At 72.3% G+C, this 23,146-nt stretch carries 24 protein-coding genes; 15 read left to right on the top strand and 9 right to left on the bottom strand.

Annotated elements, in window-relative coordinates; all coding sequences use genetic code 11:
- The first annotated feature begins 151 nt into the window (after nucleotides 1-151).
- The 3 genes from hmgA to N5875_RS30595 all read left to right on the top strand — a co-directional run bounded on the left by hmgA (nucleotide 152) and on the right by N5875_RS30595 (nucleotide 3,705).
- On the top strand, nucleotides 152-1,528 hold the full coding sequence (gene hmgA / locus N5875_RS30605; protein ID WP_318206980.1) for a homogentisate 1,2-dioxygenase: 1,377 nt from the start codon (nucleotides 152-154) through the stop codon (nucleotides 1,526-1,528).
- A gap of 40 nt (nucleotides 1,529-1,568) precedes the next feature.
- The gene (locus N5875_RS30600; RefSeq protein WP_318206981.1) at nucleotides 1,569-2,318 is read left to right on the top strand and encodes a GntR family transcriptional regulator; all 750 of its coding nucleotides are present in this window, start codon (nucleotides 1,569-1,571) and stop codon (nucleotides 2,316-2,318) included.
- A gap of 226 nt (nucleotides 2,319-2,544) precedes the next feature.
- Nucleotides 2,545-3,705 carry a type ISP restriction/modification enzyme gene (locus tag N5875_RS30595; RefSeq protein WP_338499314.1) on the top strand — a complete coding sequence of 387 codons (1,161 nt, stop codon included), beginning with the start codon at nucleotides 2,545-2,547 and terminating at the stop codon, nucleotides 3,703-3,705.
- Here the strand turns inward: N5875_RS30595 and N5875_RS30590 are convergent.
- Nucleotides 3,692-4,426 carry a TetR/AcrR family transcriptional regulator gene (locus N5875_RS30590; RefSeq protein WP_318206982.1) on the bottom strand — a complete coding sequence of 245 codons (735 nt, stop codon included), beginning with the start codon at nucleotides 4,424-4,426 and terminating at the stop codon, nucleotides 3,692-3,694. The two genes, N5875_RS30595 and N5875_RS30590, sit on opposite strands and share 14 nt — an antisense overlap.
- A 63-nt stretch (nucleotides 4,427-4,489) precedes the next feature.
- Here N5875_RS30590 and N5875_RS30585 point away from each other — a divergent pair, with 63 nt between their 5' ends.
- The 3 genes from N5875_RS30585 to N5875_RS30575 all read left to right on the top strand — a co-directional run bounded on the left by N5875_RS30585 (nucleotide 4,490) and on the right by N5875_RS30575 (nucleotide 7,515).
- Entirely contained in the window at nucleotides 4,490-5,428 is a 939-nt protein-coding gene (locus N5875_RS30585) for an ATP-binding cassette domain-containing protein (protein WP_318206983.1), read from the top strand.
- Nucleotides 5,425-6,243 carry an ABC transporter permease gene (locus tag N5875_RS30580; RefSeq protein ID WP_338497408.1) on the top strand — a complete coding sequence of 273 codons (819 nt, stop codon included), beginning with the start codon at nucleotides 5,425-5,427 and terminating at the stop codon, nucleotides 6,241-6,243. The genes N5875_RS30585 and N5875_RS30580 overlap by 4 nt, the downstream gene beginning before the upstream one ends.
- A 75-nt stretch (nucleotides 6,244-6,318) precedes the next feature.
- Nucleotides 6,319-7,515: a CaiB/BaiF CoA-transferase family protein gene (locus N5875_RS30575; protein ID WP_338497406.1), complete on the top strand. Its 1,197-nt coding sequence runs from the start codon at nucleotides 6,319-6,321 to the stop codon at nucleotides 7,513-7,515.
- Nucleotides 7,516-7,804: 289 nt separating this feature from the next.
- Here N5875_RS30575 and N5875_RS30570 read toward each other — a convergent pair whose 3' ends face one another.
- A complete protein-coding gene (locus N5875_RS30570) occupies nucleotides 7,805-8,077 on the bottom strand; it encodes a hypothetical protein (protein ID WP_030315798.1) in 273 nt (90 codons plus the stop codon).
- Nucleotides 8,078-8,388: 311 nt separating this feature from the next.
- Here N5875_RS30570 and N5875_RS30565 point away from each other — a divergent pair, with 311 nt between their 5' ends.
- Nucleotides 8,389-9,423 (top strand): serine/threonine-protein kinase, encoded by a 1,035-nt coding sequence (locus tag N5875_RS30565; RefSeq protein ID WP_338497404.1) that lies wholly within the window; start codon nucleotides 8,389-8,391, stop codon nucleotides 9,421-9,423.
- On the opposite strand, the gene N5875_RS30560 is transcribed toward N5875_RS30565, so the two are convergent.
- Complete coding sequence (locus N5875_RS30560) at nucleotides 9,407-10,213, bottom strand: SGNH/GDSL hydrolase family protein (RefSeq protein ID WP_318206987.1); 807 nt, start codon at nucleotides 10,211-10,213, stop codon at nucleotides 9,407-9,409. The genes N5875_RS30565 and N5875_RS30560 overlap by 17 nt on opposite strands.
- A gap of 672 nt (nucleotides 10,214-10,885) precedes the next feature.
- On the opposite strand from N5875_RS30560, the gene N5875_RS30555 reads away from it, so the two are divergent.
- The 4 genes from N5875_RS30555 to N5875_RS30540 all read left to right on the top strand — a co-directional run bounded on the left by N5875_RS30555 (nucleotide 10,886) and on the right by N5875_RS30540 (nucleotide 14,806).
- Nucleotides 10,886-11,716 (top strand): glycosyltransferase family 2 protein, encoded by an 831-nt coding sequence (locus tag N5875_RS30555; RefSeq protein WP_318206988.1) that lies wholly within the window; start codon nucleotides 10,886-10,888, stop codon nucleotides 11,714-11,716.
- Nucleotides 11,713-12,759, top strand: coding sequence for a glycosyltransferase family 2 protein (locus N5875_RS30550; protein ID WP_338497401.1), 1,047 nt, complete (start codon nucleotides 11,713-11,715; stop codon nucleotides 12,757-12,759). Before N5875_RS30555 ends, N5875_RS30550 begins: the two co-directional genes overlap by 4 nt.
- Before the next feature lie 80 nt (nucleotides 12,760-12,839).
- Nucleotides 12,840-13,604 (top strand): polysaccharide deacetylase family protein, encoded by a 765-nt coding sequence (locus N5875_RS30545; protein WP_318207372.1) that lies wholly within the window; start codon nucleotides 12,840-12,842, stop codon nucleotides 13,602-13,604.
- Between the two features lie 92 nt (nucleotides 13,605-13,696).
- Nucleotides 13,697-14,806, top strand: coding sequence for a DUF5925 domain-containing protein (locus N5875_RS30540; RefSeq protein ID WP_318206990.1), 1,110 nt, complete (start codon nucleotides 13,697-13,699; stop codon nucleotides 14,804-14,806).
- A 14-nt stretch (nucleotides 14,807-14,820) separates the two neighbouring features.
- On the opposite strand, the gene N5875_RS30535 is transcribed toward N5875_RS30540, so the two are convergent.
- Entirely contained in the window at nucleotides 14,821-15,195 is a 375-nt protein-coding gene (locus N5875_RS30535) for a GntR family transcriptional regulator (protein ID WP_266890161.1), read from the bottom strand.
- A 74-nt stretch (nucleotides 15,196-15,269) separates the two neighbouring features.
- Between N5875_RS30535 and N5875_RS30530 the strand changes: the two genes are divergently transcribed.
- Both N5875_RS30530 and N5875_RS30525 read left to right on the top strand, forming a co-directional pair.
- Nucleotides 15,270-16,193 (top strand): GNAT family N-acetyltransferase, encoded by a 924-nt coding sequence (locus tag N5875_RS30530; protein ID WP_318206991.1) that lies wholly within the window; start codon nucleotides 15,270-15,272, stop codon nucleotides 16,191-16,193.
- A complete protein-coding gene (locus N5875_RS30525; RefSeq protein WP_318206992.1) occupies nucleotides 16,174-16,653 on the top strand; it encodes a DUF402 domain-containing protein in 480 nt (159 codons plus the stop codon). The genes N5875_RS30530 and N5875_RS30525 overlap by 20 nt, the downstream gene beginning before the upstream one ends.
- Nucleotides 16,654-16,663: 10 nt before the next feature.
- On the opposite strand, the gene N5875_RS30520 is transcribed toward N5875_RS30525, so the two are convergent.
- The 4 genes from N5875_RS30520 to N5875_RS30505 form a co-directional block, all read right to left on the bottom strand.
- A complete protein-coding gene (locus N5875_RS30520) occupies nucleotides 16,664-17,107 on the bottom strand; it encodes a DUF6299 family protein (RefSeq protein WP_318206993.1) in 444 nt (147 codons plus the stop codon).
- 127 nt (nucleotides 17,108-17,234) lie between these two features.
- The gene (locus N5875_RS30515; RefSeq protein ID WP_318206994.1) at nucleotides 17,235-18,725 is read right to left on the bottom strand and encodes a tripartite tricarboxylate transporter permease; all 1,491 of its coding nucleotides are present in this window, start codon (nucleotides 18,723-18,725) and stop codon (nucleotides 17,235-17,237) included.
- A gap of 3 nt (nucleotides 18,726-18,728) precedes the next feature.
- Entirely contained in the window at nucleotides 18,729-19,244 is a 516-nt protein-coding gene (locus N5875_RS30510; RefSeq protein WP_318206995.1) for a tripartite tricarboxylate transporter TctB family protein, read from the bottom strand.
- Nucleotides 19,241-20,224, bottom strand: coding sequence for a tripartite tricarboxylate transporter substrate binding protein (locus tag N5875_RS30505; protein ID WP_318206996.1), 984 nt, complete (start codon nucleotides 20,222-20,224; stop codon nucleotides 19,241-19,243). The genes N5875_RS30510 and N5875_RS30505 overlap by 4 nt, the downstream gene beginning before the upstream one ends.
- A 135-nt stretch (nucleotides 20,225-20,359) precedes the next feature.
- Here N5875_RS30505 and N5875_RS30500 point away from each other — a divergent pair, with 135 nt between their 5' ends.
- Both N5875_RS30500 and N5875_RS30495 read left to right on the top strand, forming a co-directional pair.
- Nucleotides 20,360-21,028: a response regulator gene (locus N5875_RS30500; protein ID WP_187622842.1), complete on the top strand. Its 669-nt coding sequence runs from the start codon at nucleotides 20,360-20,362 to the stop codon at nucleotides 21,026-21,028.
- 159 nt (nucleotides 21,029-21,187) lie between these two features.
- A complete protein-coding gene (locus N5875_RS30495; RefSeq protein ID WP_318206997.1) occupies nucleotides 21,188-22,225 on the top strand; it encodes a lytic polysaccharide monooxygenase in 1,038 nt (345 codons plus the stop codon).
- A gap of 17 nt (nucleotides 22,226-22,242) precedes the next feature.
- On the opposite strand, the gene N5875_RS30490 is transcribed toward N5875_RS30495, so the two are convergent.
- The gene (locus N5875_RS30490) at nucleotides 22,243-23,115 is read right to left on the bottom strand and encodes an alpha/beta fold hydrolase (RefSeq protein ID WP_338497391.1); all 873 of its coding nucleotides are present in this window, start codon (nucleotides 23,113-23,115) and stop codon (nucleotides 22,243-22,245) included.
- Between the last annotated feature and the right edge of the window lie 31 nt (nucleotides 23,116-23,146).

Below are 23,146 nucleotides of genomic sequence, written 5' to 3'. Positions count from 1 at the left end.
CGACACCCCGGCACTCCGCTACCCGGAAGCGGCCGTCCCGTTTCGGCCACCGACTCACGGCACCCCGTTGACGTGAGCCGCGCGGAATCCTACGGTCATGCATAGGATTCCCTTGTGGGCTTCCCTTGTGGGCTCAGGACAGGAGCGGGCGATGACCACGGAGCACGCCGAGAAGCGCGATCGGGCAGAGCAGCGCGCGCAGGCCGAGAAGCGCGAACAGGCCAGGAAGACGGCCGAGGCGCTCGGCTACAGCACCGGTTTCGGCAACGAGCACAGCTCGGAGGCGATCCCCGGCGCGCTGCCGCACGGCCGTAACTCACCGCAGCGGGCACCCCTCGGTCTCTACGCCGAGCAGCTCAGCGGCAGTGCGTTCACCGAGCCGCGGGCGCACAACCGCCGCTCCTGGCTCTACCGGATCCGTCCCTCGGCGGCGCACCCGCCGTTCACCCGGATCGACAACGGCGACGTCCGCTCCGCGCCCTTCGACGAGACCGTGCCCGACCCCAACCGGCTGCGCTGGGACCCGCTGCCCGACCCGGCCCCCGGCACCGACTGGCTGGCCGGTCTGTGGACCCTCGGCGGCAACGGCGACGCGACCCAGCGGGCCGGCATGGCCGTGCACCTGTACCACGCGAACGCCTCCATGGAGCGGGTCTTCGGCAACGCGGACGGCGAGCTGCTGATCGTCCCGGAGCGCGGCGGCCTCCTCCTCCGCACCGAGCTGGGCCTGCTCGCCGTCCACCCCGGCGAGATGGCGCTGGTCCCCCGCGGGGTCCGCTTCCGCGTGGACCTTCTGGAGGAGACCGCCCGCGGCTACGTCTGCGAGAACTACGGGGCCCCGTTCCACCTCCCCGACCTCGGCCCGATCGGCGCCAACGGCCTGGCCAACGCCCGTGACTTCCGGGCCCCGGTCGCCGCCTACGAGGACGTCGAGGGTCCGGTCGAGGTGGTCAACAAGTACTGCGGCAACCTCTGGTCGGCGACGTACGGCCACTCCCCGCTCGATGTCGTCGCCTGGCACGGCAACCACACTCCGTACGTCTACGACCTGCACCGTTTCAATGTCATCGGGACGATCTCGTACGACCACCCCGACCCGTCGATCTTCACTGTCCTCACCTCGCCCTCCGACACCCCGGGGCTCGCGAGCGTGGACTTCGTGGTCTTCGCCCCGCGCTGGCTGGTCGGCGAGGACACCTTCCGGCCGCCGTACTTCCACCGCAACGTGATGAGCGAGTACATGGGCCTCATCGAGGGCGCGTACGACGCGAAGACCGCAGGAAAGGGAGGGTTCGTGCCCGGCGGCGGCTCGCTGCACAACATGATGTCCGCGCACGGCCCCGACCGGGAGACCTTCGACCGGGCGAGCGCCGCCGAGCTGAAGCCGCAGAAGATCGACGACGGTCTTGCCTTCATGTTCGAGACCCGCTGGCCGGTGACCGCGACCCCGCAGGCCGCGGGCGCCGACCACCTGCAGCAGGGCTACGACGACGTATGGCAGGGTCTTGAGCGCCACTTTCGGCCGTAGTGTCTCGGCCGTAAGCCCGTAGCCTTCGTACGGAGAACCCGTGACCGCCTTCGCTCCCGACTCGCTGGTCCTGAACCGCAAGCTGCCGCTCTGGTATCAGGTCTCGCAGTCGCTGCGCGCCTCGATACTGGGCCGCACGCCCGACGCCTCGCTGCGGCTGCCCACCGAGGAGCAGCTCGCGGCGCACTACGGCGTCAGCGTGCTCACGATGCGCCAGGCCCTCAAAGAACTCGAGGAGGAGGGCCTGATCAGCCGGCACCGGCGGCGCGGGACCTTCATCGAGCCGGGCGCCCGGCGCTCCACCCCGCGCCGGCTGCTCGGCTCGATCGACGCGATCGTGGCCCAGCAGTCGGGCGAGCGGACGACGGTCCTCGGGCACGGCACCGAGGCGGTGCCGGGCGAGCTCGCCGAGCACTTCCCCGACCTGACGGAGATCGTGGCGTACCGGCGGCTGCGCCGCGACGGGGAGAGCGGCGAGCCGACCAACTGGGCGGAGAACGCGGTGCGTCCCGAGCTCGCCGCCGCGATCGACCCGGCCGATCTGGAGCGCTGGCCGATGACGAAGGTGCTGCGGGACGTCGTCGGGGTGCGGATCAGCCGCATCACGGACACGGTCGAGGCCCGTCTCGCCGACCCGGAGACGGCGTCTCTCCTGGAGGTCCCGCTCCTGTCGCCGATCCTCCACTACACCGGCGTGACCTACGACGAGGAGGGACGGGTCGTCGATGTGGCGCGCATCCGCTACCGCGGCGACCGCTTCTCCTTCACGGTCACGGTCGAAGCGCAGTAGCAGGGGGCCGGGGCCTCCGGACAGTGGAGGCGCGCGGACGGCGGTCGTTAGCATGCGGGGCGTGACGGAAGCCCCCGGAGCGAACGACGCCGATCTGCCTCCCCTCGCCGACGCGCCGCCCGGCCGGGCGCAACATGCCCCATCGCCGCCTGCCCCGGGGCCGCCTGTCGACGCGTCGCCGGTCGACGCGCCCCTTGTCGACGACCTCCCCCTCCTCGACGACCTCATGCCGTGGTCCGTCGCGCCGCTGCGCTTCGGCCGCTCGTGGATCGTGGCGCCGGACGCGCGGACGCTGCGGTCCCGCTGGGACCGCCTGGTGGCGGCCGAAGGGGCCGAGCGGGAGGCCCTGTTCCGTCCCAGTCGGGCGCGGACCCCGGCGAGCGCGGTCGCCGCGCTGCCGGGCCGGCGGACCGGGACCGTGCGCTGGGCCCGTGAGTCGGGACCGTGCCCGGAGCCCGTACGGATCGCGTGCGGGCCCTTCGACGAGCAGCTGCTGCTGCCCGACCACCGGCTGATCGACACCGCACGGCCGGAGCTCTGGCGGGTCGCCGGGGAACCGCAGCTCTTCGCCGTCGAGCAGGGGTACGTGCCCGGTGCGGCCGGCCCCGCGCTCCTGGTGACGGCCGCGCTGCCCGAAGGCCGCTCCCCCGGCGGCCGGCCGGGCCGGATCCGCCCCCTCTTCCGGCGCCCCGGGGGCCTGGAACCCAACCTCGCCCCCGGTCTCCTCGGCTTCCTCGGCGAGCGGTACGGGCACGAGGTCGACGCCCTGGAGTGGCTCGCGTGGACGGTGGCGACGGCCCGGCCCTCCCCCGCCGGGTGCCGGGTGCCGATCCCCGAGGACCCGGAGGTCTGGGCGGCGGGCGTGGCGCTCGGCCGGGACCTCGTCGACCTCCAGACGCGGGGTGCGCTGACCGGGACGAAACCGCGGCTGCCGGGCGGGCGCCGCCCGTACGTGCGGGCGGCGGTGCCGCCCCGCCCCGAGGCGATGACGTACGACGCCGCCGAGGAGGCCCTCTGTCTCGACGAGGGCCGCATCTCCCCCGTACCGGCGGAGGCCTGGGAGTTCGGCGTCGGCGGGGCGCGGATCCTCGAGCAGTGGTTCGCGCACCGGACCGCCCCGGCGGAGCCCGGGTCGCTCGACGCGATCGGACCGGCCGCCTGGCCGCAGGAGTGGACCTCGGAGCTGCTCGACCTGGTCACGGTGCTCGCGCTGCTCGGCGCGCGGGAGCCGGAGCGGGCGGCCTTCACGCCGGAGGCGGCAGGGTCCACGGGCCGGGAGCACCTGCGGGCGGCGGGCGTCCTGCCGCCGCCGGCCGGGTCCCGCCGTCCCGCCTCGGTGCTCGACCATCAGGAGGAGGGCCCGGAGGGCCAGTTCATGCTGCTGTGACGGGACCCTCCGGCGGCGCGAACGAGTCGAGGAGACGGCCGATCGTCATGGCGAAGATCGCGTCCGGGTCGGCCGGGACGGCGGGGGCCTCGGCAAGCAGTCCGGCCAGGTGCGGGTACTGCCCGCTCGCGACCTGCCCCCTGAGGTAGGCGCCGCGCACCGCCTGCTCCTCCTCCTCGGACCAGGGAAGTCCGCGGGCCCGTTCGGCGACGGCCTGTTCGTTGGCGACGGTCGCCATCACCGTGCCGTTGACCATGGCGATCAGCTGCATCTTCAGCCCCGGGGGGATGTCGAGCGGGACGAGACAGCCGAGGCACCACTCCAGGAAGCGCAGGGCGTTGGGGCTGAATCCGTAGGCGGTCGTCATCACCCGGGGCAGCCAGGGGTGCCGGTACATGATCGCGCGGCTCTGGTGGGCGATCCCGGTCATGTCGGCGCGCCAGTCGCCGCTGGGCTCGGGGAACGCGTACTCGCCGCTGACCGCGTCGACCATCAGCTCGTACAGGTCCTCCTTGCGGGGGACGTAGTTGTAGAGCGACATGGTGCCGCAGCCGATCTCGGCGGCGATCCGCCGCATGGAGACCGCGTCGATGCCGTCCGTGTCGGCGACGCGCACGGCGGCGTCCACGATGTCCCGCCGGCTGTACGCCGGTTTCGGGCCTCGGCCCGCGCGCTCGGGGCGCGCCCAGATCACTTCCGGTTCGGCCGCTCGGCCCGTCATGGATCATCACCTCGCCCCCCATCGTAGTTACGTACGCCGTACGTAGTGCGGTATGGTCGCGCCATGACTACTACGTACGCTGTACTTAGTGAGGGTCTGCAGAAGCGATACGGCGATGTCCACGCCCTCCGCGGCCTCGACCTCGCCGTCCCCGAGGGCACGGTCTGTGGCGTCCTCGGCCCCAACGGCGCCGGCAAGACCACCGCCGTCCGTGTCCTCACGACCCTGGTGAGGCCCGATGCGGGCAGCGCCCTGGTGGCCGGTCACGACGTGGTGCGCGACCCGGCGGGGGTACGGAAGCGGATCGCGGTCACGGGGCAGTACGCCTCCGTCGACGGGGACCTGACCGGCGCCGAGAACCTGCGGCTCTTCGCGCGACTGCTGCGCGCCCCCCGGGCCCGCGCCGACGAGCTCCTGGAACAGTTCGGCCTCACGGCGGCCGCCGGGCGCCCCGCCCGCACCTACTCCGGCGGCATGCGGCGCCGGCTCGATCTGGCCGCGAGTCTGCTCGTACCGCCGCGAGTCCTCTTCCTGGACGAACCGACGACCGGGCTCGACCCGCACAGCCGCAACGGGATCTGGGACGCCGTACGGGGGTTGGCGTCCCGGGGCACCACGGTGCTGCTGACCACGCAGTACCTGGAGGAGGCGGACCAGCTCGCCGACGACATCGTCCTGATCGACGAGGGACGGGCGGCCCACCGCGGCACCCCGGCCGAGCTCAAGGCGCTCGTCGGCAGCTACGCCGAGGTCGTCGTCGCCGACCCCTCGGCTCTCGAAGCGGCCGCGGCCGCCCTCGACCGGCTGACCGGCGCGGCCCCGGTCCTGGACCCCGAGCGCCGCACGGTCGGCGCGGTGACCACGGACAGCACGCTCACCCTCCCCCGGATCGTCCGCGAGGTCGACGCGGCCGGGGTCCTCCTCGTCGACGCCTCGCTGCGTCCGCCCACCCTCGACGAGGTGTTCCTGCGCCTCACCGACCGGAAGGAACTCGTCGCATGAGCACCGCTCTCGTCCAGGAGCAGGGAACCCGCCCCGCGAGCACCGCTCTCGTCCACGACGGCGCGGCCGTCCTCGGCCGTCATCTCCTGCGCATCCGGCACGCGCCCGCGATCACCGTGATGACGCAGACGATGCCGATCGTGTTCCTGCTGTTCTTCGGGTACGTGTTCGGCAGCGCGCTCGCCATGCCGGGCGCCGAGTACCGCTCCCACCTCGTGCCGGGCCTGCTCGTCGCGACGGCGGCGGGGGGCCTGATGACCGGCATGTTCCAGGCCGCCCAGGACGCCCACCGGGGTGTCATGGACCGCTTCCGGACCATGCCCGTGAGCCGGTCCGCCGTGCCGCTCGGGCAGGCGCTCGCCGATCTCGTGGTCAGTGCCGTCGGCACCGTGCCGCTCATCCTGGCCGGGCTCGCCATGGGCTGGCGTATCGAGGGGACGGCGCCGGAGGCCCTGGGCGCCTTCGGTCTGCTGCTGCTCTTCCGTTTCGCGACGACCTGGGTGGGCATCCTGCTCGGCCTGGCCTCGAAGAGCGAGGAGGCGGCGGGCCAGCTCGGCAGCGCCACCTTCATGCTGCCGCTGCTCTCCAACGCGTACATCCCGACCGACAACATGCCGGGCCGGCTGCGCACGGTCGCCGAGTGGAACCCGATCTCGGCGGTCACGACGGCCGTACGGGTCCTCTTCGGCAACGCTCCCGTCCCGGCGGACGCGGCCTGGCCGGTGGCCCACCCGGTCGCCGGAGCGCTGCTCTGGTCGCTCGGTCTGATCGCCCTCTTCGCCCCGCTCGCCGTCCGCCGCTACACCCGGGGCTGACGATCCCCGGCACCCGGCGGGGGTGAGATGTCCCCTGGTGACAAGGACCGGCCCCGCAAGGTAGGCAGGGCTTTCATGAGCACTCAGCCACTCCCCCTCGAAGGCGTCACGGTCGTCGCCGTCGAGCAGGCCGTCGCCGCCCCCTTCGCCACCCGGCAGCTCGCCGACCTCGGCGCCCGCGTCGTCAAGATCGAGCGCCCCGACGGCGGGGACTTCGCCCGGGGGTACGACACGGCCGCCCGGGGCCTCGCGTCCCATTTCGTGTGGTGCAACCGCGGCAAGGAGTCCGTGGCGGTCGACCTCAAGGACCCGCGCGGCCTCGCCCTCGTCCGGCGCCTTGTGGCCGGCGCGGACGTCTTCGTGCAGAACCTCGCCCAGGGGGCGGCGGCCCGGCTCGGTCTCGACGCCGCCACCCTGTGCGCCGCGCACCCTCGGCTGATCGCGGTGGACGTCTCCGGATACGGGGCGGAGGGACCGTACGCGCACAAGCGGGCGTACGACATGCTCGTCCAGTGCGAGGCGGGCCTGGTGTCGGTGACCGGGACGCCGGAGCAGCCGGTCAAGTCCGGGATCCCGGCGGCCGACATCGCCGCCGGGATGTACGCGTTCTCCGGTGTCCTCGCCGCGCTCGTACGGCGCGGCACGACCGGCCGGGGCGGTCCGGTGGAGGTCTCCCTGCTCGACTCGCTCGCCGAGTGGATGGGGCACCCGTTGCATTACGGCATGCATGGGGGTACGCCCCCGGCGCGAACGGGGCTCGCGCACGCGGTGATCGCCCCGTACGACGCCTATCCGACGGCGGACGGGGGCCTGGTGCTGCTCTCCGTGCAGAACGACCGTGAGTGGCGGCGGCTCGCCGAGCAGGTCCTCGGCCGGCCCGAGCTGGCCGACGCCCCGGACTTCGCGACGAACACCGCGCGCGTGGCCGGCCGGGCGGCGACGGACTCGGTGGTCGCGGCGGCGCTGGCCCCGCTGACGGCACCCGAGGCGCTGGCCCGGCTCGACGCGGCGGGCATCGCCTGCGCCCGGCTCAACTCGGTCGCGGAGCTCGCGGACCATCCCCAGCTGACGGCCCGTGACCGCTGGCGGGAGGTGGAATCGCAGGTCGGGCCGCTGCGTTCGCTGCTGCCGCCGATCGTGTTCCCGGACGCGCCGGAGCCGCGCATGGACCGGATCCCGGCCCTCGGACAGGACACGGACGAGGTTCTCGGGGCGCTCGGGGTGCCGGAGGCGGAAGTGAAGGAGCTGAGGGCTGCGGGTGTGATCGCCTGAGGCTGTGCGGGCGGGATCGCTGCGGCCGTGCGTGCTCGCCGAGGCCCTGCGGGCGTGCTCGCCGAGGCCCTGCGGGTTGCCGACTCCGCCCGCTCGCGGGGTCGGGCCCGCGGCCGGGTACGACTGAGCGCCGGACGGGCGGGGACACGTCCGGCGAGGTCGCAGTCGTGACGGTCGACGTAGCCGTGACAGTCGATGTAACCGTGCAGTCGTGCAGTTCGGAGTCGTACGGGCGACCGGGCGGAGCGGGCGGGAACCTCGGGGTTGCTCGGCCCGGTGTGCCCGGCTCCTAGTGGCGCGTCCCGAAGAGGGAGCGGCGCAGGCGGCGGAGCGGGGCGAAGAGCGAGACCCGTGCGCTGCGGCTGCGGTGACCGTGCACCGGAACCTCGGGCGTACGCGACGTCAGTTCACGCATCAGCAGCGTCGCCTCGGCCACCTCTCGCTGGGGCACGGCGGGACCGCCGAGCACCGCGAGATGACGGTCGAGCCGCGAACTCGTCGCGCTGCTCCCGCAGGTGATGGCAGGCACTCGCGGCCTGCTGCGCATTGCTATCTGTTCCATGTCACTCCCCACCCGTACAAGGGCACCCGACCCAGGGCAGGTTAACCCTATCGCCCCGCGGTGACACCCGTGTATCCCGGCGACGGGATTCACGGCACTCGTACGGGGGTTGACGGTCACCGTCCGAATCCATCTGATTCCAGGGCGAGTTGGACAGGATTCGAACACCTGCCGAACCGTCACGAACCATCCTGCCTTCCGGACCCGCACCCCCGCACACCCGGACCGGTGTGATCTCCACCACCAAGATCGTCTCCGTCGCCCACCGACGGACCGGGGACGGGAGAACACCCCTCGGCTACCGTGGATCCATGACGGTGATCGCGGGTCGTTACCGGCTTCTGGACGTGCTCGCCGAGGGGGCGACGGGCACCGTCTGGCGCGCCCTCGACGAGACGGACCGCCGCGAGGTGGCCCTCAAGGAGCTCCGGGCCCCGGACGGCCTCCCCGCGGACGAGGTACCTCTCCTGTACGCCCGGCGCGAGCGCGAGGCACGGACCGCCGCACGGATCTCCCACCCCGCCCTCGTACAAATCCTCGGCGTCGCCACGGAGGACGGCCGACCCTGGGTCGTCATGGAGCTCGTACGGGGCCTCACCCTCGCCGAGACGCTGGAGGCGGCCGGGCCGCTGCCGCCGCGCGAGGCGGCGCGCGTCGGCGCCGAGGTGCTCGCCGGACTGCGGGCGGCGCGCGAGGCGGGCGTCCCGCACCGGGAGGTGGATCCGGGGCACGTCCTCCTCGCCAACGACGGACGGATCGTCGTGACCGGCGTCGGCACGGCTCCGGAGGACGATCCGGGACCGGCGGCGGAGCTGCGCGCCCTCGGGAGGCTTCTCGGTGCGGCGGCGTCGGCACTGCCGTCGCCGCTGCCCACGAAGGACGACCGGGCCGGGGAGCTCCGCACTCTCGTCGAGGGGCTCTCGAACGAGGACCCCGAGCACCCTCCGCCGGCGGACCGGGTCGAGCGGGAGCTGCGGCGGGTGGCGACGGGCGGGGCGCGGCGGCCCGCGCCGGGCGACTCCGACACAGGAGCACCCGCCACCCCTGCGACGGCCGAACCAGGCAGGCAGCCGGAAGACGGCACCGTCAACAGCGGCCCAGCGACAGGAAGTTCGCCACCGGCCGCGGCCGAGCCGTCCCCCGGGAAGACGTCACCCCGCCGTACCCATGTCCTCCTCGCCGGACTGATCGGCGCGCTGCTCATCGCGGGAGCCCTGGCGTATCACCTGGTCCGGGACGACGAGCGAGGCGCCGGGCCCGGGCCGGGCGGTGTCACGAGCACCGCTCCGGCCGGCCCCGGCGCCACGGACGGCGCGGGCGGCGGTCCGGTTACACCACGTTCCTGAAGCTGGGCAGGTAGCCGCCGGACTGGCCTGCGGCCGTCGGGTGGTAGGACTCCCCGATGTTGAGCCAGTTGACGCTGTGCAGCCAGGCGGAACCGGAGCAGATCTCGTGTCCGGTGAACGCCGGGACGACGCTGGAGAAGGTGTAGCCGTGGTCGGCCGCACGCTTGGCGACGGCGGCGTTGAGGTAGTCGGAGGCTCCGTTGATGGCTCGGCGCTCGTTCTCGCTCAGGCCGGCGATGCAGCTGCCGCCCAGCTGGTAGAAGCGCGGGTAGCCGAGGACGACCACATGGGCGGCGGGTGCCTTGTTCCTGATCGCCGTGTAGACGGAGTCGAGCTTGCCGGGCAACGTCGTGTCGACGTAGCTCTTGGCCTGATTCACACGGCTGATGCACGTGGCTTCGGACTGCAGCACACAGGTCGTCATGACGTCGGCGAAACCGGCGTCATTTCCCCCGATCGTGACGGAGACCAGGTCGGTCGCGGACGACAGGGGGCCGAGCTGATTGGCGGTCACATCACCCGTTCGGGCGCCCGAGCAGGCGGTGAAAGCGAAGGAGGAGGGTGCGTTCGCGTTCTTCCACAGCACCGGATACGCCTTCGTGGAGCGCTTGCAGTCGCCGCTCGCGCTGTCGTAACTCCCTGCGCCGACACCGGAGGAGTACGAGTCGCCAAGGGCCACGTAGTCGAGCGCGGCGGTCTCGGCGGCCTGGGCGGCGCCCGCCCCGGTGAGGGCGAGGACGGCACCGAGCAGGAGCGAGGACGAAACGGCGGCAAAACGGGACAGTCTCATGGAACCTCCCTGTAGCAGGATCTCTGCGCTACCAGGTAGTAGCATCGGATCCGCCGCGCCGGAAGTGTTCATGTCAAAACTGGTGCCGAACGTCTCCCGAACCCCTGTCGATGACCGTCGAGTTCCAGCCATGGGCGACGGGCGACAGACGGGCGATCGAAAAGAGGACAGGAAGCGGAGGCTCCGGTCCCGCCGAACGGTCGAACGGGAACGCGACACATTCACACAACAAAGCACAGAAGCCTGATCCCGCATCACCGTTCCCCACACGCAAACGGATTGACCGAATCCGATCGGGACGGTTGCACATCTGACCGTCGAAGCTTCGCCAAACCACGGAAAAGCGGGCCACAGATCAGGGACTTGCCATACAGTCCCATTCATCAATACCGTCGTACATCTCACCCGCACCGATCCATCACGCACAGCGGCTCAGGGGAGGGCTCTAGCGTCGCTGATGGTCCCGGTGCGGGGCGCGGTAGGGGGGTGCCGTGCTCGGTGTTCGAACGTGCGCCGAGTCGCGGGTACCGCGCGGCCAGACATGCCAACTCGCCTGTTCCGTACGGAGATCGCTTCCGCGCGGGCGTGGCGAGAACCCCCCTTTCGAACCGGACACACCATCGGACCGCCCAAGGGGTGGGCGGCCCACCGGACGAGAGGGAAACCAGACCCATGAGCTCGTTCCTGCGCCCATCCGCCTCGGGCCAAGAAATGACCGAGCCGAGTCGAATAGCCGCCCAGTACCGGGCCATCACCTCACATCTGGCGATCACTCCGCCGGTGAGTGTTGTCATTCCCGCGATGAACGAAGCAGAAAATCTTCCGTACGTGTTCAAGACACTGCCGGAATGGATTCACGAAGTCGTTCTCGTCGACGGAAATTCCACGGACAACACGGTGGATGTCGCCCGTGAACTCTGGCCGGACGTCAAGGTGGTCAAGCAGGTCGGCAAGGGCAAGGGCGACGCGCTGATCAGCGGCTTCGCGGCCTGCACCGGCGACATCATCGTCATGGTCGACGCGGACGGCTCGGCCGACGGCCAGGAGATCGTCTCGTACGTCTCCGCCCTCGTCGGCGGTGCCGATTTCGCCAAGGGCTCCCGTTTCGCCAACGGCGGCGGCACGGACGACATGACGACCATTCGCAGACTGGGCAACTGGGCCCTCTGCTCGCTCGTCAACCGCAAGTTCGGCGCCCGCTACACCGACCTCTGCTACGGCTACAACGCCTTCTGGCGCCACTGCCTCGACAAGATCACCCTCGACTGCACCGGATTCGAGATCGAGACCCTCATCAACATCAGGGTCGTCACGGCCGGCCTCAAGGTGCAGGAGGTGCCGAGCCACGAGTACAACCGCATCCACGGCGTCAGCAACCTCAACGCCGTGCGCGACGGCATCCGGGTCCTGAAGGTCATCCTCAAGGAGAAGGCCGTCAGCAAGGCAGCCCGCCGCCGGCCGGCCCCGTTCTCGGTCAACGTCCCCCGGGGAGAGACGTCTTGACCCACCGCACGTCGACCGACCGCACGTCCCCGCACGGCTTCTCCGTGGTGATCTGCGTCTACACGGAGGAGCGGTGGGAGGACATCCTCGCCGCCGTCGACTCCGTACGGAAGCAGTCACGGCCCGCCCTGGAGACCCTGCTCGTGGTCGACCACAACGAGCGGCTCCTCTCCCGGCTGACCGAGGAGTACGCGGAACAGCGGCTCAACGAGGAGGTGCGGGTGCTCGCCAACGCGGGCCCCCGCGGCCTCTCCGCCGGCCGCAACACCGGAATCGCCGCCGCCCGCGGCGAGTTCGTGGCCTTCCTCGACGACGACGCCGTCGCCGAGCGGGACTGGCTCCACCACTTCGCGGCGGCCTACGACGACCCGCGCGTCATGGCCGTCGGCGGCCGGACCCTGCCCGCCTGGGCCTCCGGTCACCGCCCGGCCTGGTTCCCCGAGGAGTTCGACTGGGTCGTCGGCTGTACGTACCTGGGCCTCCCCCCGGGCCGGGTCCCGGTCCGCAATGTGCTCGGCGGCAACGCCTCCTTCCGCCGTACGGCCTTCGACGCGGCCGGCGGATTCGCCACCGGCATCGGGCGGGACGGCAACCGGCGGCCGCTCGGCGGCGAGGAGACCGAGCTGTGCATCCGGCTCTCCAAGGCACTGCCCGAGGCGATCCTGCTCATCGACGACCGGGCCGTCATCCACCACAAGGTGCCCGCCGTCCGCGAGCGCTTCGGCTACTTCCGTACCCGGGTGTACGCCGAGGGACTCTCGAAGGCACTCGTCGCCCGCAGCGTCGGCGCGCAGAAGGGCCTGGAGTCCGAACGGCGCTACACGACACGGGTGTTGCCCTCCGGTGTCCTGCGCGGGGTGCGCGACGCCCTGCTCGGGCGCTCCGGGGGCGCGGGCCGCGCCGGGGCGATCGTCACCGGGGTGACAGTCGCGGCCGGCGGCTACGCGCTGGGGACGCTGCGGGCCCGGAGGAGCGGAACGACGTTCAGCTGGGGGCCGATCGAGCGTCATGACGCCGTGGCCGCCGAGGGAGGGGCCCGGTGACCGAAAAACCCGCCGCCACCACCGCCACCCTCTCCCCCACCACCGACACCACCGACTCCACCGCCCCCGTCCCCATCCTCATGTACCACGCCGTCGACCCCGACCCCGCCCCCGCGACCCTGGGGCTCTCCGTCACCCCCGAGGCCTTCGCGGCGCAGATGGACGTGGTCGCCGAGCGGGGGTTCACCCCGGTGACCACCGCCGCGCTCGCCGCCGCCTGGCGCACCGGCGGTCCGCTGCCCGCGCGGCCGCTGCTCGTCACGTTCGACGACGGGTACGAGGGCGTCCACCGGTATGCCCTGCCCGTGCTCGCCAAGCACTCCTTCGCGAGCACCGTCTTCGTCTCCACCGGCTGGCTGCGCGGCAGGCACGAGACGGGTGGCGCGCTCGACACCATGCTCGACTGGGCGCAGGTGCGCGAACTCGCCGACGCGGGCACGGAGATCGGCGGGCACAGCCACACCCACCCCCAGCTGGACCAACTCGACGCACGACGGCTCCGGTTCGAGACGCTGCGCTGCCGGGAGATCGTCGGCGAGGAGCTCGGGACGGCGCCGGTCTCCTTCGCGTACCCGTACGGATACTCCAGCCGGCGGGTCCGCCGTACGGTCCGGGAGGTCGGTTTCGCCCAGGCGCTCGCCGTCGGGAACGCGCTGGCCAGACGCCGTCAGGGGCCGTACGCCCTGGAGCGGGTGACCGTGCGCCGGTCCACCGGCGTCGAGGAGTTCACCCGGCTCGTGGAGGGGCGGGCGATCGCCCGCGGCTTCGCGGCGGACCGGGTCATGACGAAGGGGTACGCGCTCGCGCGGCGCGCCCGGGGAGCGGCGCGCGGTCACTGGATCTGAGCCCCAGGTCCGGCTCCGCGACGCGGCCGTCCGAGGAATCGTCCCGTTCAAAACCCGGTGCACGGAATGCCCGGTTGCCCGATCATGGGCCCATGGCTGACACCCCACCGGTACCGTCCGAGCCGCAGCGGTCGCTGCCGATCCGGCTCACCCTCGACGACAGCGACTCGCCCGCGGACGTCGTGGACGCGCTGTTCCTCGGCCGCTTCGCGACCGGGGAGCAGCCTCACTCGCACAGCACCACCGTGGACCGGGTCAGGCCCGAGGCGACCCTCCTTCCCGCCGGGGCCACCGTGCTGCGCGCCGCGAAGGACGACGACCGCAGCGCCGTGCTCGCCGAGGGCGAGGGGTGGACGCTGCTGATCTCCCGCTGGAACCGGGGCGCCGACGTCACCGTGACGGCCTCCGACGCCGAGCTCGCCGAGCGGGTCCTGAAGGAGGCGACCGACGGGGCGAAGGACGAACCGGAGCCCCAGCCGGAGAACGTGACGATGGGGTTCTGGTACGTGTCCCCGCGGCGCGGCCCGCACCGGACGACCCGGCAGATCAGCGCCGGGACCTGGGAGGAGGTCCGGCCCAACTACTCGGCGCCGGTGGCGGAGTCGATGGACCGGCTGATGAGGGTGACGCCCGAGTCGATCTCCGGCCGCCTCCTGCTGCTGCACGGCCCGCCCGGCACGGGCAAGACGTCCGCGCTGCGCACCCTGGCACGGTCGTGGCGGGACTGGTGCCAGGTGGACTGCGTCCTCGATCCGGAGCGGCTCTTCAACGACGTCGGCTATCTGATGGACATCGCCATCGGGGAGGACGAGGGCACGGCGAAGGGGCGCTGGCGGCTGCTGCTCCTGGAGGACTGCGACGAGCTGATCCGGGGCGAGGCGAAGCACACGGCGGGCCAGGCCCTGTCGCGGCTCCTCAACCTGACGGACGGTCTGCTCGGCCAGGGGCGCAACGTCCTCGTCGGCGTCACCACCAACGAGGATCTGGAGCGGCTCCATCCGGCCGTGGTCCGGCCGGGCCGCTGCCTGGCCCGGATCGAGGTGGGACCGCTGAGCCGGGCCGAGTCCGTGGAGTGGCTCGGGCGCGCGGAGGACGTGCCGCGCGAGGGCGCGACGCTGGCCGAGCTGTTCGCCCTGCGCCGCGGCACGCCCCCGGCGGAACTCCCGGAACCCCGCACGGCGGGGGCGGGCCTGTATCTCTGAGACGTCCGGGCGGGTCAGCTGTCGTACGCGGCGCGCAGGGCTTCGCTGAGCGCCGCCTCCGCCGCCTCGCGGCTGAGGCCGAGACGGCGGGCCTCCTCGGCGTACTGGGCGGCGGCGGTGGCGGCCCGGCGGGTGGCCGCGTCCCCGGCGGCGGCGACGAAGGTGCCGTGCCGCCCGCGCGTCTCGATCACCCCGTCCGCCTCCAGTGCCTTGTACGCCTTGGCGACCGTGTTCGCGGCGAGGCCCAGTTGCTCCGCGAGTCCTCGTACCGTCGGCAGCTTGTATCCGACCGGCAGTCTGCCCGACCGGGCCCGCTCCGAGATCTGGGCACGCAGTTGTTCGTACGGAGCGGTGGTGGATTCGTGGTCCACGGCGATGGTGAGTGTCACCCCGCCGATTCTGCCCCCACCGCACCGGAAAATGGGAGGCGGCGGGACGTCCCGGGCCCGTAGCGTGCGGCCACATGACTGTGATCGTGCGTGATGTACGGGTCGAGGACGCCGAGGGTTTCGCCCGCGTCCGGCGGGCCGCCCTGCCCTTCATGCTCGCGACCGCCGAGCAGCTCGTCTTCGACTGGGCGCACGCCCATCCCGACAGCCACTCCCGCCCGCTCGTCGCCGTGACCGAGACCGGCGGGATCATCGGGACCGCCCAGGTCGGCATCGCGCACGACTCGCCGGAGCCCGGGATCGGCTACGCCAACGTGTACGTCGACCCCGCGCACCTGGGGCACGGCACCGGGACGCTGCTGCTGCGCGCCGCCGAGGAGTATCTGGCCGAGCGGGGCGCGCGGACCCTGTACAGCTGGGTCCTGGACGCGCCGGAGAACCTCGCCTGGGCCGAGCGGCGGGGCTATGCGCCCAGTCGCTCCGCCTACTTCCTCCGCCTCGACCTGGCGGCGGCCGAACTGCCGCCGCTCCAGGCGCCGCCGGCCGGTGTCGAGCTGCTGACCGCGGCGGACTTCGCGGCGGACCCGCGGCCGCTGTTCGAGCTGGACGCGGTGACGACGGCCGACGAGCCGGGCGACGTGGGGGCCGAGCTGGCGGACTTCGAGCACTGGCGGGCGACGACCTGGGAGCATCCGTTGCTCGACCGGGCGTTGACGACGGTCGCGGTGGTGGACGGCGTACCGGCGGCGTTCACCGCGGCGCAGACGGACGGTCTGGGCAGGTACAACTCGGGGATGACCGGCACCGCGCCGGCGTTCCGGGGACGCGGGCTCGCCAAGCTCGCCAAGAACACGTCGCTGCACCGGGCCCGTGCGGCGGGCTGCACGGAGGCGTTCACCGGGAACGACACCGGGAACGGGCCGATGCTGGCGATCAACAAGTGGTTCGGATACGAGGTCGGCGCACGGGAGGTACGGCATGTCCGGACGATCGGTTGAGGTCACCCTGACGAAGGCGGGCCGGACGAAGATCCGCTACCCGGCGGAGGTGCTCACGGAGGACGCCGTCCGGCTCTCGGTGCGCGCGCCGTGGGCGGCCGAGGGGGTACGGGACTTCGGCTTCGTGCGGTTCGAGCCGGGCGATGTCCTCGTGGAGCACTTCTGGCGCGACCGCTGGTTCACGGTCAAGGAGGTGTGGTCCGCCGACGGCGCTCTGAAGGGCTGGTACTGCGACATCACCCGGCCGGCCGTGATCGACGGCTCCGGGGTGGTGGTCGAGGACCTGGACCTGGACCTGTGGGTGTCGGCGGACGGCAGCGAGGTGCTGCGGCTCGACGAGGACGAGTTCGCGGCGAGCGGGCTCGCCGCCTCCGATCCGGAGGCGGCGGAGTGCGCGGTGGTCGCCCTCGACGAGCTTGAGGTGCTGGGCCGCGAGGGTCTGATCGAGCTGCTGCGCTGACGCCTCGGCCTCAGCGCAGTTCGACGGCCGCCTCCTCGCTGGCGAGGAAGCCGGGCATCGGCAGGCCCGTCTCGTCGGCCGTGAGCTGCATCAGGGTGGCGCGCACCCTGGCCGCGCCCGGCTTGTAGGCGGGGTCCTTCACGACGGAGGTGTTGACCCACTCGTGGAGGTGTCCGTCGCAGACGGCCTGGGTGCCTCCGATCCCGGCGGAACGGTTCCCCTGGACGAGAGTGGAGCTGACGAAGACGGGGCCGGCGCTGTCGTCGAGGCAGCGGTACATGCCGGAGAGCGTCACCGTGCTGTCGTCGCCGACGGTTCCGTAGTCGTAGACGGAGAGGCCGTCGGCGGCGAGGCTTTCACCGAAACGGCCGTCGGCCCCTCCCGCGTGGGCGAGAGGGGCGACGGCGGCGGAGGCGAGCAGGACGCCTGCGGCGAGGACGAGTCGGACGCGCATGAGCGGGGTCCCTTCGGGGTGGGGGGATGGTACTGCCCGCCAGGCATACCGGATCGAGCCGTGCACTGTCCGAAACTCACCCCATCGGGGGCGATTTGGGCACATCGCCGGGCATACCGTCGTACGGTCAGCGCGCCGCGCGGCGACCGGCCACCTTCCTCAGCAGCGGCCAGGCCAGCAGGAGGACGACGACCGCGTACACGGTGATCGAGAACGGCGTGTTCACCAGACCGGTCACCGAGCCGTCGCTGATCTGCAGGGCGCGGCGCAGCTGCTGTTCGGCGGCCGGGCCGAGGATGACCCCGATGACGGCCGGCAGGACCGGTAGTCCGTACCGCCGCATGCCGAGTCCGATCAGGCCGATGACCAGCAGGATGACCAGGTCGAGCGCTTCGCCGCCCACCGCGTACGCGCCGACGGCGGCGAAGAAGAGGATGCCCGCGTAGAGGTACGGGCGCGGGATGCGCAGCAGCTTGGCCCAGACGGGGGCGAGCGGCAGGTTGAGCGCGAGCAGCAGCACCATGCCGACGAACAGCGAGGCGATGAGCCCCCACACCAGGTCGGGCTCCCGCTCGAAGAGCAGCGGGCCGGGCTGGATGCCGTACTGCTGGAACGCCGCCAGCATGACCGCGGCGACGGCCGTCGTCGGCAGCCCGAGGGTCAGCATGGAGACGAGCGTCCCCGCCGCCGAGGCCGAGGCCGCCGACTCGGGTCCGGCCACGCCCTCGATGGCGCCCTTGCCGAACTGCTCCTTGTGCTTCGAGAGACGCTTCTCCGCCACGTACGAGAGGAAGGTCGGGATCTCCGCGCCGCCGGCCGGGATCGCGCCGAACGGGAAGCCGATGAAGGGGCCGCGCAGCCAGGACTTCCAGGTCCGCTTCACATCGTCCCTGCCCAGCCAGGGGCGTCCGACGGGGATGGCCTCCCCCGCCGTGCGGCGCAGGTGCGCCGCGACCCAGAGGGCCTCGCCGATGGCGAAGAGTCCGACCGCGACGATGACGACGTCGACGCCGTCGGCGAGCTGGAGCGAGCCGAAGGTGAGGCGCTGCTGCCCGGTCATCTGGTCGAGGCCGACCAGACCGATCGTGAGGCCGATGAGCAGGGAGGCGAGACCGCGGATGCGGGAGGAGCCGAGGACCGAGGTCACCGCGATGAAGGCGAGGACCATCAGGGCCAGGTAGTCGGGGGCGCCGATGTCGACGGCGAGCGCGGCGACCGTCGGGGCGAGGACGACGAGCAGGATCGTGCCGATCATGCCGCCGGCGAAGTGACCGATGGCGGCCGCGGCGAGCGCCTGCGCGCCCCGGCCCGCCTTGGCCATCGGGTTGCCCTCGATCGCGGCCACGACGGCCGCGCTCTCCCCGGGGGTGTTGAGGAGGATCGAGGTCGTGGAGCCGCCGAACATGGCGCCGTAGTAGATGCCGGCGAACATGATGAACGCGCCGGTCGGTTCGAGGCCGTACGTCACCGGCAGCAGCAGGGCCACGGCCATGGCGGGGCCGATGCCGGGCAGGACGCCGATGGCGGTGCCGAGGAGCACGCCGAGGGCGGCCCAGAGCAGGTTCATCGGGGTGAGGGCGGTGCCGAAGCCGTCGATGAGGGAGTTCAGGGAATCCATGGGTCAGATCACTCCCATCAGCGGACCGCCGGGCAGCGGGACGCCGAGCAGCTTGTCGAAGACGGCGTAGGTCAGGAGCGAGAGGACGGCTGCGATCAGCGGGTCGCGGTGGAGGTGGCGGCTGCCGAGGGCGTACGCCGCGCCCCAGAAGAGGAGCGCTCCGGCGACGGGGAAGCCGACGGGGCCGATGAGGACGGCGAAGGCGAGGAAGACGCCGGCGAGGAGCAGGACCGTGCGCCAGTCGGCGGGCTCGGTCAGGTCGACGTCCTCACCGGCCTCGGCCTCGCCGCGGCCGCCGCGCAGGACGTCGACGGAGAGGAGGACGGCGACGACGAGCAGTCCGCAGCCGACGACGAGGGGGACGGTGGCGGGACCGACGGGGCCGCGGCCGGCGAGGTCGGCGTCGAGGGTGAGGGCGTCGGTGAGGACGAGCACGCCGAGGACGAACAGCAGGACGCCGACGCCGAGTTCGGACCGCTCGCGCAGCCAGGCCCTGGGGGTGGGCTTCTTCTCGTTCACAGGCCGAGCTCCTTCAGTACGGAGCCGACGCGGCGGTCCTGCTCGGCGAGGAAGGTGCCGAACTCCTCGCCGGGCAGGAAGGCGTCGTTCCAGCCGTGGGTCTTCAGCGACTCGCGCCACTGCGGGGAGTCGTGGAGTTCGGTCACCAGGGTGACGAGCTTCTCGCGCTCGGCGTCGGAGAGGCCGGGCGGGGCGACGATGCCGCGCCAGTTGGTGAACTCGGTGTCGAGGCCCGCCTCGCGGAGGGTGGGGGCGTCGAGGCCGGGGACGCGCTTCGGTCCCGTGACGGCGAGCAGGCGCAGTTCGCCGGCCTTGATCTGGTCGAGGTACTCGCCGACGCCGGAGACGCCGAAGGCGACCTTGTCGCCGAGGATGGAGGCGAGGAGTTCGCCGCCGCCGTCGAAGGGGACGTAGTTGACGTCCTTGGGGGCGATGCCCGCGGCCTGGGCCATCAGCATGGGGGCGAGGTGGTCGGGGCCGCCGGGCGAGGAGCCGCCGCCGACGGGCAGCTTGCCGGGGTTCTTCTTCCAGGCGGCGAGCAGCTCGTCGATCGTCCTGTACGGGGAGTCCTTGCCGACCACGACGATGTCCTGCTCCTCGGTGAGCCGGGCGATCGGGGTGGTGTCCGCGAGGGTTCTGGGGGTCTCGTTGGTGTGGACGGCGCCGACGACGCCGAGGCCCATGGACATGGCGAGCCGGCCGTTGCCGCGTTCGCCGACGAGCCGGGTGAGGCCGACGGTGCCGCCCGCGCCGGGCAGGTTGAAGACCTCGATGTCGCCGGTGAGGTCCGCCTCCTCGGCGTTCTTGGCGGCGGTGCGGGCGGTGATGTCGTAACCGCCGCCGGGGGTGTTGGGGACCATGAATCGCAGGCCGGGTATCCGGGTGCCGGTGTCGGAGCCGCTGCCGGGACTGAGCAGTGGCGGACCCACCAGCACCAGGAGCGCGGCCCCGAGGAGGGCGAAGGGGGTGCGCAACCGCACGTGTGCCGCCTCTCAGGTAGAAGGGGAATGGGGGTGTGAGGTGGCCCACATGTTGCCCTCGCGTTAAGAAGCTGTCTCTCTTCCGCAATCAACGGACGTTGTGGTCGTTGCGGTCGGGACCTAGCGTGGGTCGTCGTGACGAACGTGCTGGTGGTGGACGACGACTTCATGGTCGCCAAGCTGCACTGCCGCTATGTGTCGGCGGTGGCGGGCTTCACGGTGTCCGGGGTCGCGCACAGCGGCGCCGACGCCCTGCGGGCGGCCGAGCGGCTCAGGCCCGACCTGGTGCTCCTCGACGTGTTCCTGCCGGACATGGACGGCATCCAGGTGCTGCGGGAGCTGCGGGCGGCGGGCCTGGGCATGGACGCGCTCTTCATCACGGCGGCGCGGGACGTGGGCACGATCCGCGAGGCGCTGCGGGCGGGGGCGCTGCACTATCTGATCAAGCCGTTCAGCCAGGCGGCGCTGCACGAGCAGCTCCGCCACGTGGCCTCGCTGCGCAGCCGTCTCGACGAACTCGACGAGGCCCGCCAGGAGGACGTCGACCAGATCTTCGGCACCCGCCCGCGCGGCTCCCGGGAACTCCCGAAGGGCCTGGCAGCCCATACGGCCGACCTGGTCGACTCGGTCCTCCGCGCCCACCCGGAGGGTCTGTCGGCGACGGAGTGCGCGGAGGCCGGCTCCCTGTCCCGGGTGAGCGCCCGCCGCTATCTGGAGTACTTCGCGGAGACGGGCCGAGCGGAGATCACGCTGCGGTACGGGGGGACGGGACGGCCGGAGCGGCGCTACCGGCGGCTGGGCTGACGGCGTCGGCGCCGGGGCTTCCTCAGCCGCCGCTTAGCCGTTCCTTAAAGCGGCCCTAAGGATCGTCCTCTCCGGCTCTCCAGCGGGTTCTTGGTGGATTCGGGCGGCTAGCTTTCTGGGCAACCCCCCACCTCACCCTCGTGAAGGAGCTGTCCCCCCATGACTTCTCGCCGTACCGCCGCCGTCACCGCCACCGCGGTTCTGGCTCTCTCCGGGATCGGGCTCGCGTCCGCGCCCGCGTTCGCGCACGGGTCGATGACCGATCCGGTGAGCCGGGTCTCGGCCTGTTACGCGGAGGGGCCCGAGGCGCCGAAGTCGGCGGCCTGCAAGGCGGCCGTGGCGGCGAGCGGGGCGCAGGCGTTCTACGACTGGAACGCGGTGAACATCGCCGACGCCGCCGGGAAGCACCGTGAGCTGATCCCGGACGGCAAGCTGTGCAGCGCGGCCAACGACAAGTACCGGGGTCTCGACCTCGCGCGGGCCGACTGGCCGGCGAGCAGCATGAACTCCGGTGCGCACACCTTCCGTTACAAGGGGACCGCGCCGCACCGGGGCTCGTTCGCGCTGTACGTGACGAAGGACGGGTACGACCCGTCGAAGCCGCTGACGTGGTCGGACCTGGAGGACACGCCGTTCGCCACGGTGACCGACCCGCGGATGGAGGGCGGCGACTACGTCTTCCAGGGCACGGTGCCGAAGAAGTCCGGCCGCCACCTGATCTACTCGATCTGGCAGCGCTCGGACTCCCCCGAGGCCTTCTACACCTGCTCGGACGTGGTGTTCGGGAAGGACAGCGGCGGCGGTACGGCCCCGGCGCCGACCGCCTCCGCGCCGAGCGACGAGCAGATCGAGGACGGTCAGGACGAGTCCTCGGTCGAGCACGGCGGGCACGGGGACGGTGACGCCTCCACGGGTGCGGAGCAGACGGGCGCGGCACCCGAGCCGAGCCAGGAGCCGAGCCAGGAGACCGGCCAGGAGGCGCAGCCCGCCCCGGCCGCCGAACCGGAGACCGCCGAGGCCTCGTCCGCCGCGCCCAACGCGCCTGCTCCGGCGACCGGTTCGGACTCCGGTGTGGAGCTGGCCGAGACCGGTGGCGACGCCACGACCCCGTATCTCGCGGTCGGTGGCGCCGCCGTGCTCGCGCTCGGCGCGGCCGTGCTCTTCGGGTCGACGCGCCGGCGGCGTACCCAGCGCTAGGACCGGGGCCGGAGGGCCTAGCCGATCACCGAGAGGCAGGTGGTCGGGGTCGCGTGGGCCGGGTCGAGGGCATTCGCCACCTCGTGGAAGGTGACCCGGTCCACCGTGCCGATCGCCACGTGCTCGGACAGGTCGAGCGCGCACTTGTCCTGGATGAGGACGTTGGTGACGTTCGGGCCGCTCAGGAACTGCGAGCGGTACGGGGTGACCACCTGGTCGTACTGGGTCGCGATGACGTGGTAGCGGACCCCGGGCACGGTGTCGCCGCCCTCGTTGAGCTTGGTGATGAACGGCGAGCCGGCGATCTGGTCGGCGAGCGCGGGGGTGGTGGCCTTGATGAGGTCCTCGGCGCCGGGGAAGTACGGCAGGAGCTTGGTGAGGCCGAGCAGGGTGGTGCCGTGGTTGTCGGGGGCGATCCCGACGAGCGCGTTCACCTTCTCGGCCCCGCCGAGGAACTTGAGGTACCAGCGGGGCATCATGCCGCCCTGCGAGTGTCCGACGATGTCCGCCTCGGGGGCGCCGGTGGCGGCGAGGACCCGGTCGACGTAGGTGTCGAGCTGGCCGGCGGAGGCCTCGATGGGCCCGAGACCGTGGAAGAACGGCACGTTCGGCAGCTGGCCGTAGTCGAGCGAGAAGACGCAGTAACCGCGGTTGACCAGGTACGGCGCGAGGGCGAGCCAGTTGTCGACGGAGTTCCCGAGGGTCCCGTGGACGAGGACGACGGGCCGCGGGTGCGCGGCGGAGGGCTTGCAGGAGTAGTCGTTCCAGCCCCGGCTGGTGGCGGCGACGGTCTCGGTTCGGGCCGAGGCGGCGGTGGTCGGGGCGAGGGTGGCGGCGGCGGTCAGCAGCAGGACGGACAGGGCTCTGACGGCGTGTTTCCAGGGCAGCATCGGGCGATCTCCTTGCGGCTCAAGGGGATGG

This window comes from Streptomyces sp. SJL17-4, assembly GCF_036826855.1.
Lineage (GTDB): Bacteria > Actinomycetota > Actinomycetes > Streptomycetales > Streptomycetaceae > Streptomyces.
This window is presented reverse-complemented; position numbering and strand designations above follow the sequence as displayed.

Bases quoted from the DNA above. Each gene is read 5' to 3' on its own strand.
- hmgA (WP_318206980.1), top strand. From the start codon at position 152: ATGACCACGGAGCACGCCGAGAAGCGCGATCGGGCAGAGCAGCGCGCG.
- N5875_RS30595 (WP_338499314.1), top strand. From the start codon at position 2,545: ATGCCGTGGTCCGTCGCGCCGCTGCGCTTCGGCCGCTCGTGGATCGTG.
- N5875_RS30590 (WP_318206982.1), bottom strand. From the start codon at position 4,426: ATGACGGGCCGAGCGGCCGAACCGGAAGTGATCTGGGCGCGCCCCGAG.
- N5875_RS30585 (WP_318206983.1), top strand. From the start codon at position 4,490: ATGACTACTACGTACGCTGTACTTAGTGAGGGTCTGCAGAAGCGATAC.
- N5875_RS30580 (WP_338497408.1), top strand. From the start codon at position 5,425: ATGAGCACCGCTCTCGTCCAGGAGCAGGGAACCCGCCCCGCGAGCACC.
- N5875_RS30575 (WP_338497406.1), top strand. From the start codon at position 6,319: ATGAGCACTCAGCCACTCCCCCTCGAAGGCGTCACGGTCGTCGCCGTC.
- N5875_RS30570 (WP_030315798.1), bottom strand. From the start codon at position 8,077: ATGGAACAGATAGCAATGCGCAGCAGGCCGCGAGTGCCTGCCATCACC.
- N5875_RS30565 (WP_338497404.1), top strand. From the start codon at position 8,389: ATGACGGTGATCGCGGGTCGTTACCGGCTTCTGGACGTGCTCGCCGAG.
- N5875_RS30560 (WP_318206987.1), bottom strand. From the start codon at position 10,213: ATGAGACTGTCCCGTTTTGCCGCCGTTTCGTCCTCGCTCCTGCTCGGT.
- N5875_RS30555 (WP_318206988.1), top strand. From the start codon at position 10,886: ATGAGCTCGTTCCTGCGCCCATCCGCCTCGGGCCAAGAAATGACCGAG.
- N5875_RS30545 (WP_318207372.1), top strand. From the start codon at position 12,840: ATGTACCACGCCGTCGACCCCGACCCCGCCCCCGCGACCCTGGGGCTC.
- N5875_RS30540 (WP_318206990.1), top strand. From the start codon at position 13,697: ATGGCTGACACCCCACCGGTACCGTCCGAGCCGCAGCGGTCGCTGCCG.
- N5875_RS30530 (WP_318206991.1), top strand. From the start codon at position 15,270: ATGACTGTGATCGTGCGTGATGTACGGGTCGAGGACGCCGAGGGTTTC.
- N5875_RS30525 (WP_318206992.1), top strand. From the start codon at position 16,174: ATGTCCGGACGATCGGTTGAGGTCACCCTGACGAAGGCGGGCCGGACG.
- N5875_RS30520 (WP_318206993.1), bottom strand. From the start codon at position 17,107: ATGCGCGTCCGACTCGTCCTCGCCGCAGGCGTCCTGCTCGCCTCCGCC.
- N5875_RS30515 (WP_318206994.1), bottom strand. From the start codon at position 18,725: ATGGATTCCCTGAACTCCCTCATCGACGGCTTCGGCACCGCCCTCACC.
- N5875_RS30495 (WP_318206997.1), top strand. From the start codon at position 21,188: ATGACTTCTCGCCGTACCGCCGCCGTCACCGCCACCGCGGTTCTGGCT.
- N5875_RS30490 (WP_338497391.1), bottom strand. From the start codon at position 23,115: ATGCTGCCCTGGAAACACGCCGTCAGAGCCCTGTCCGTCCTGCTGCTG.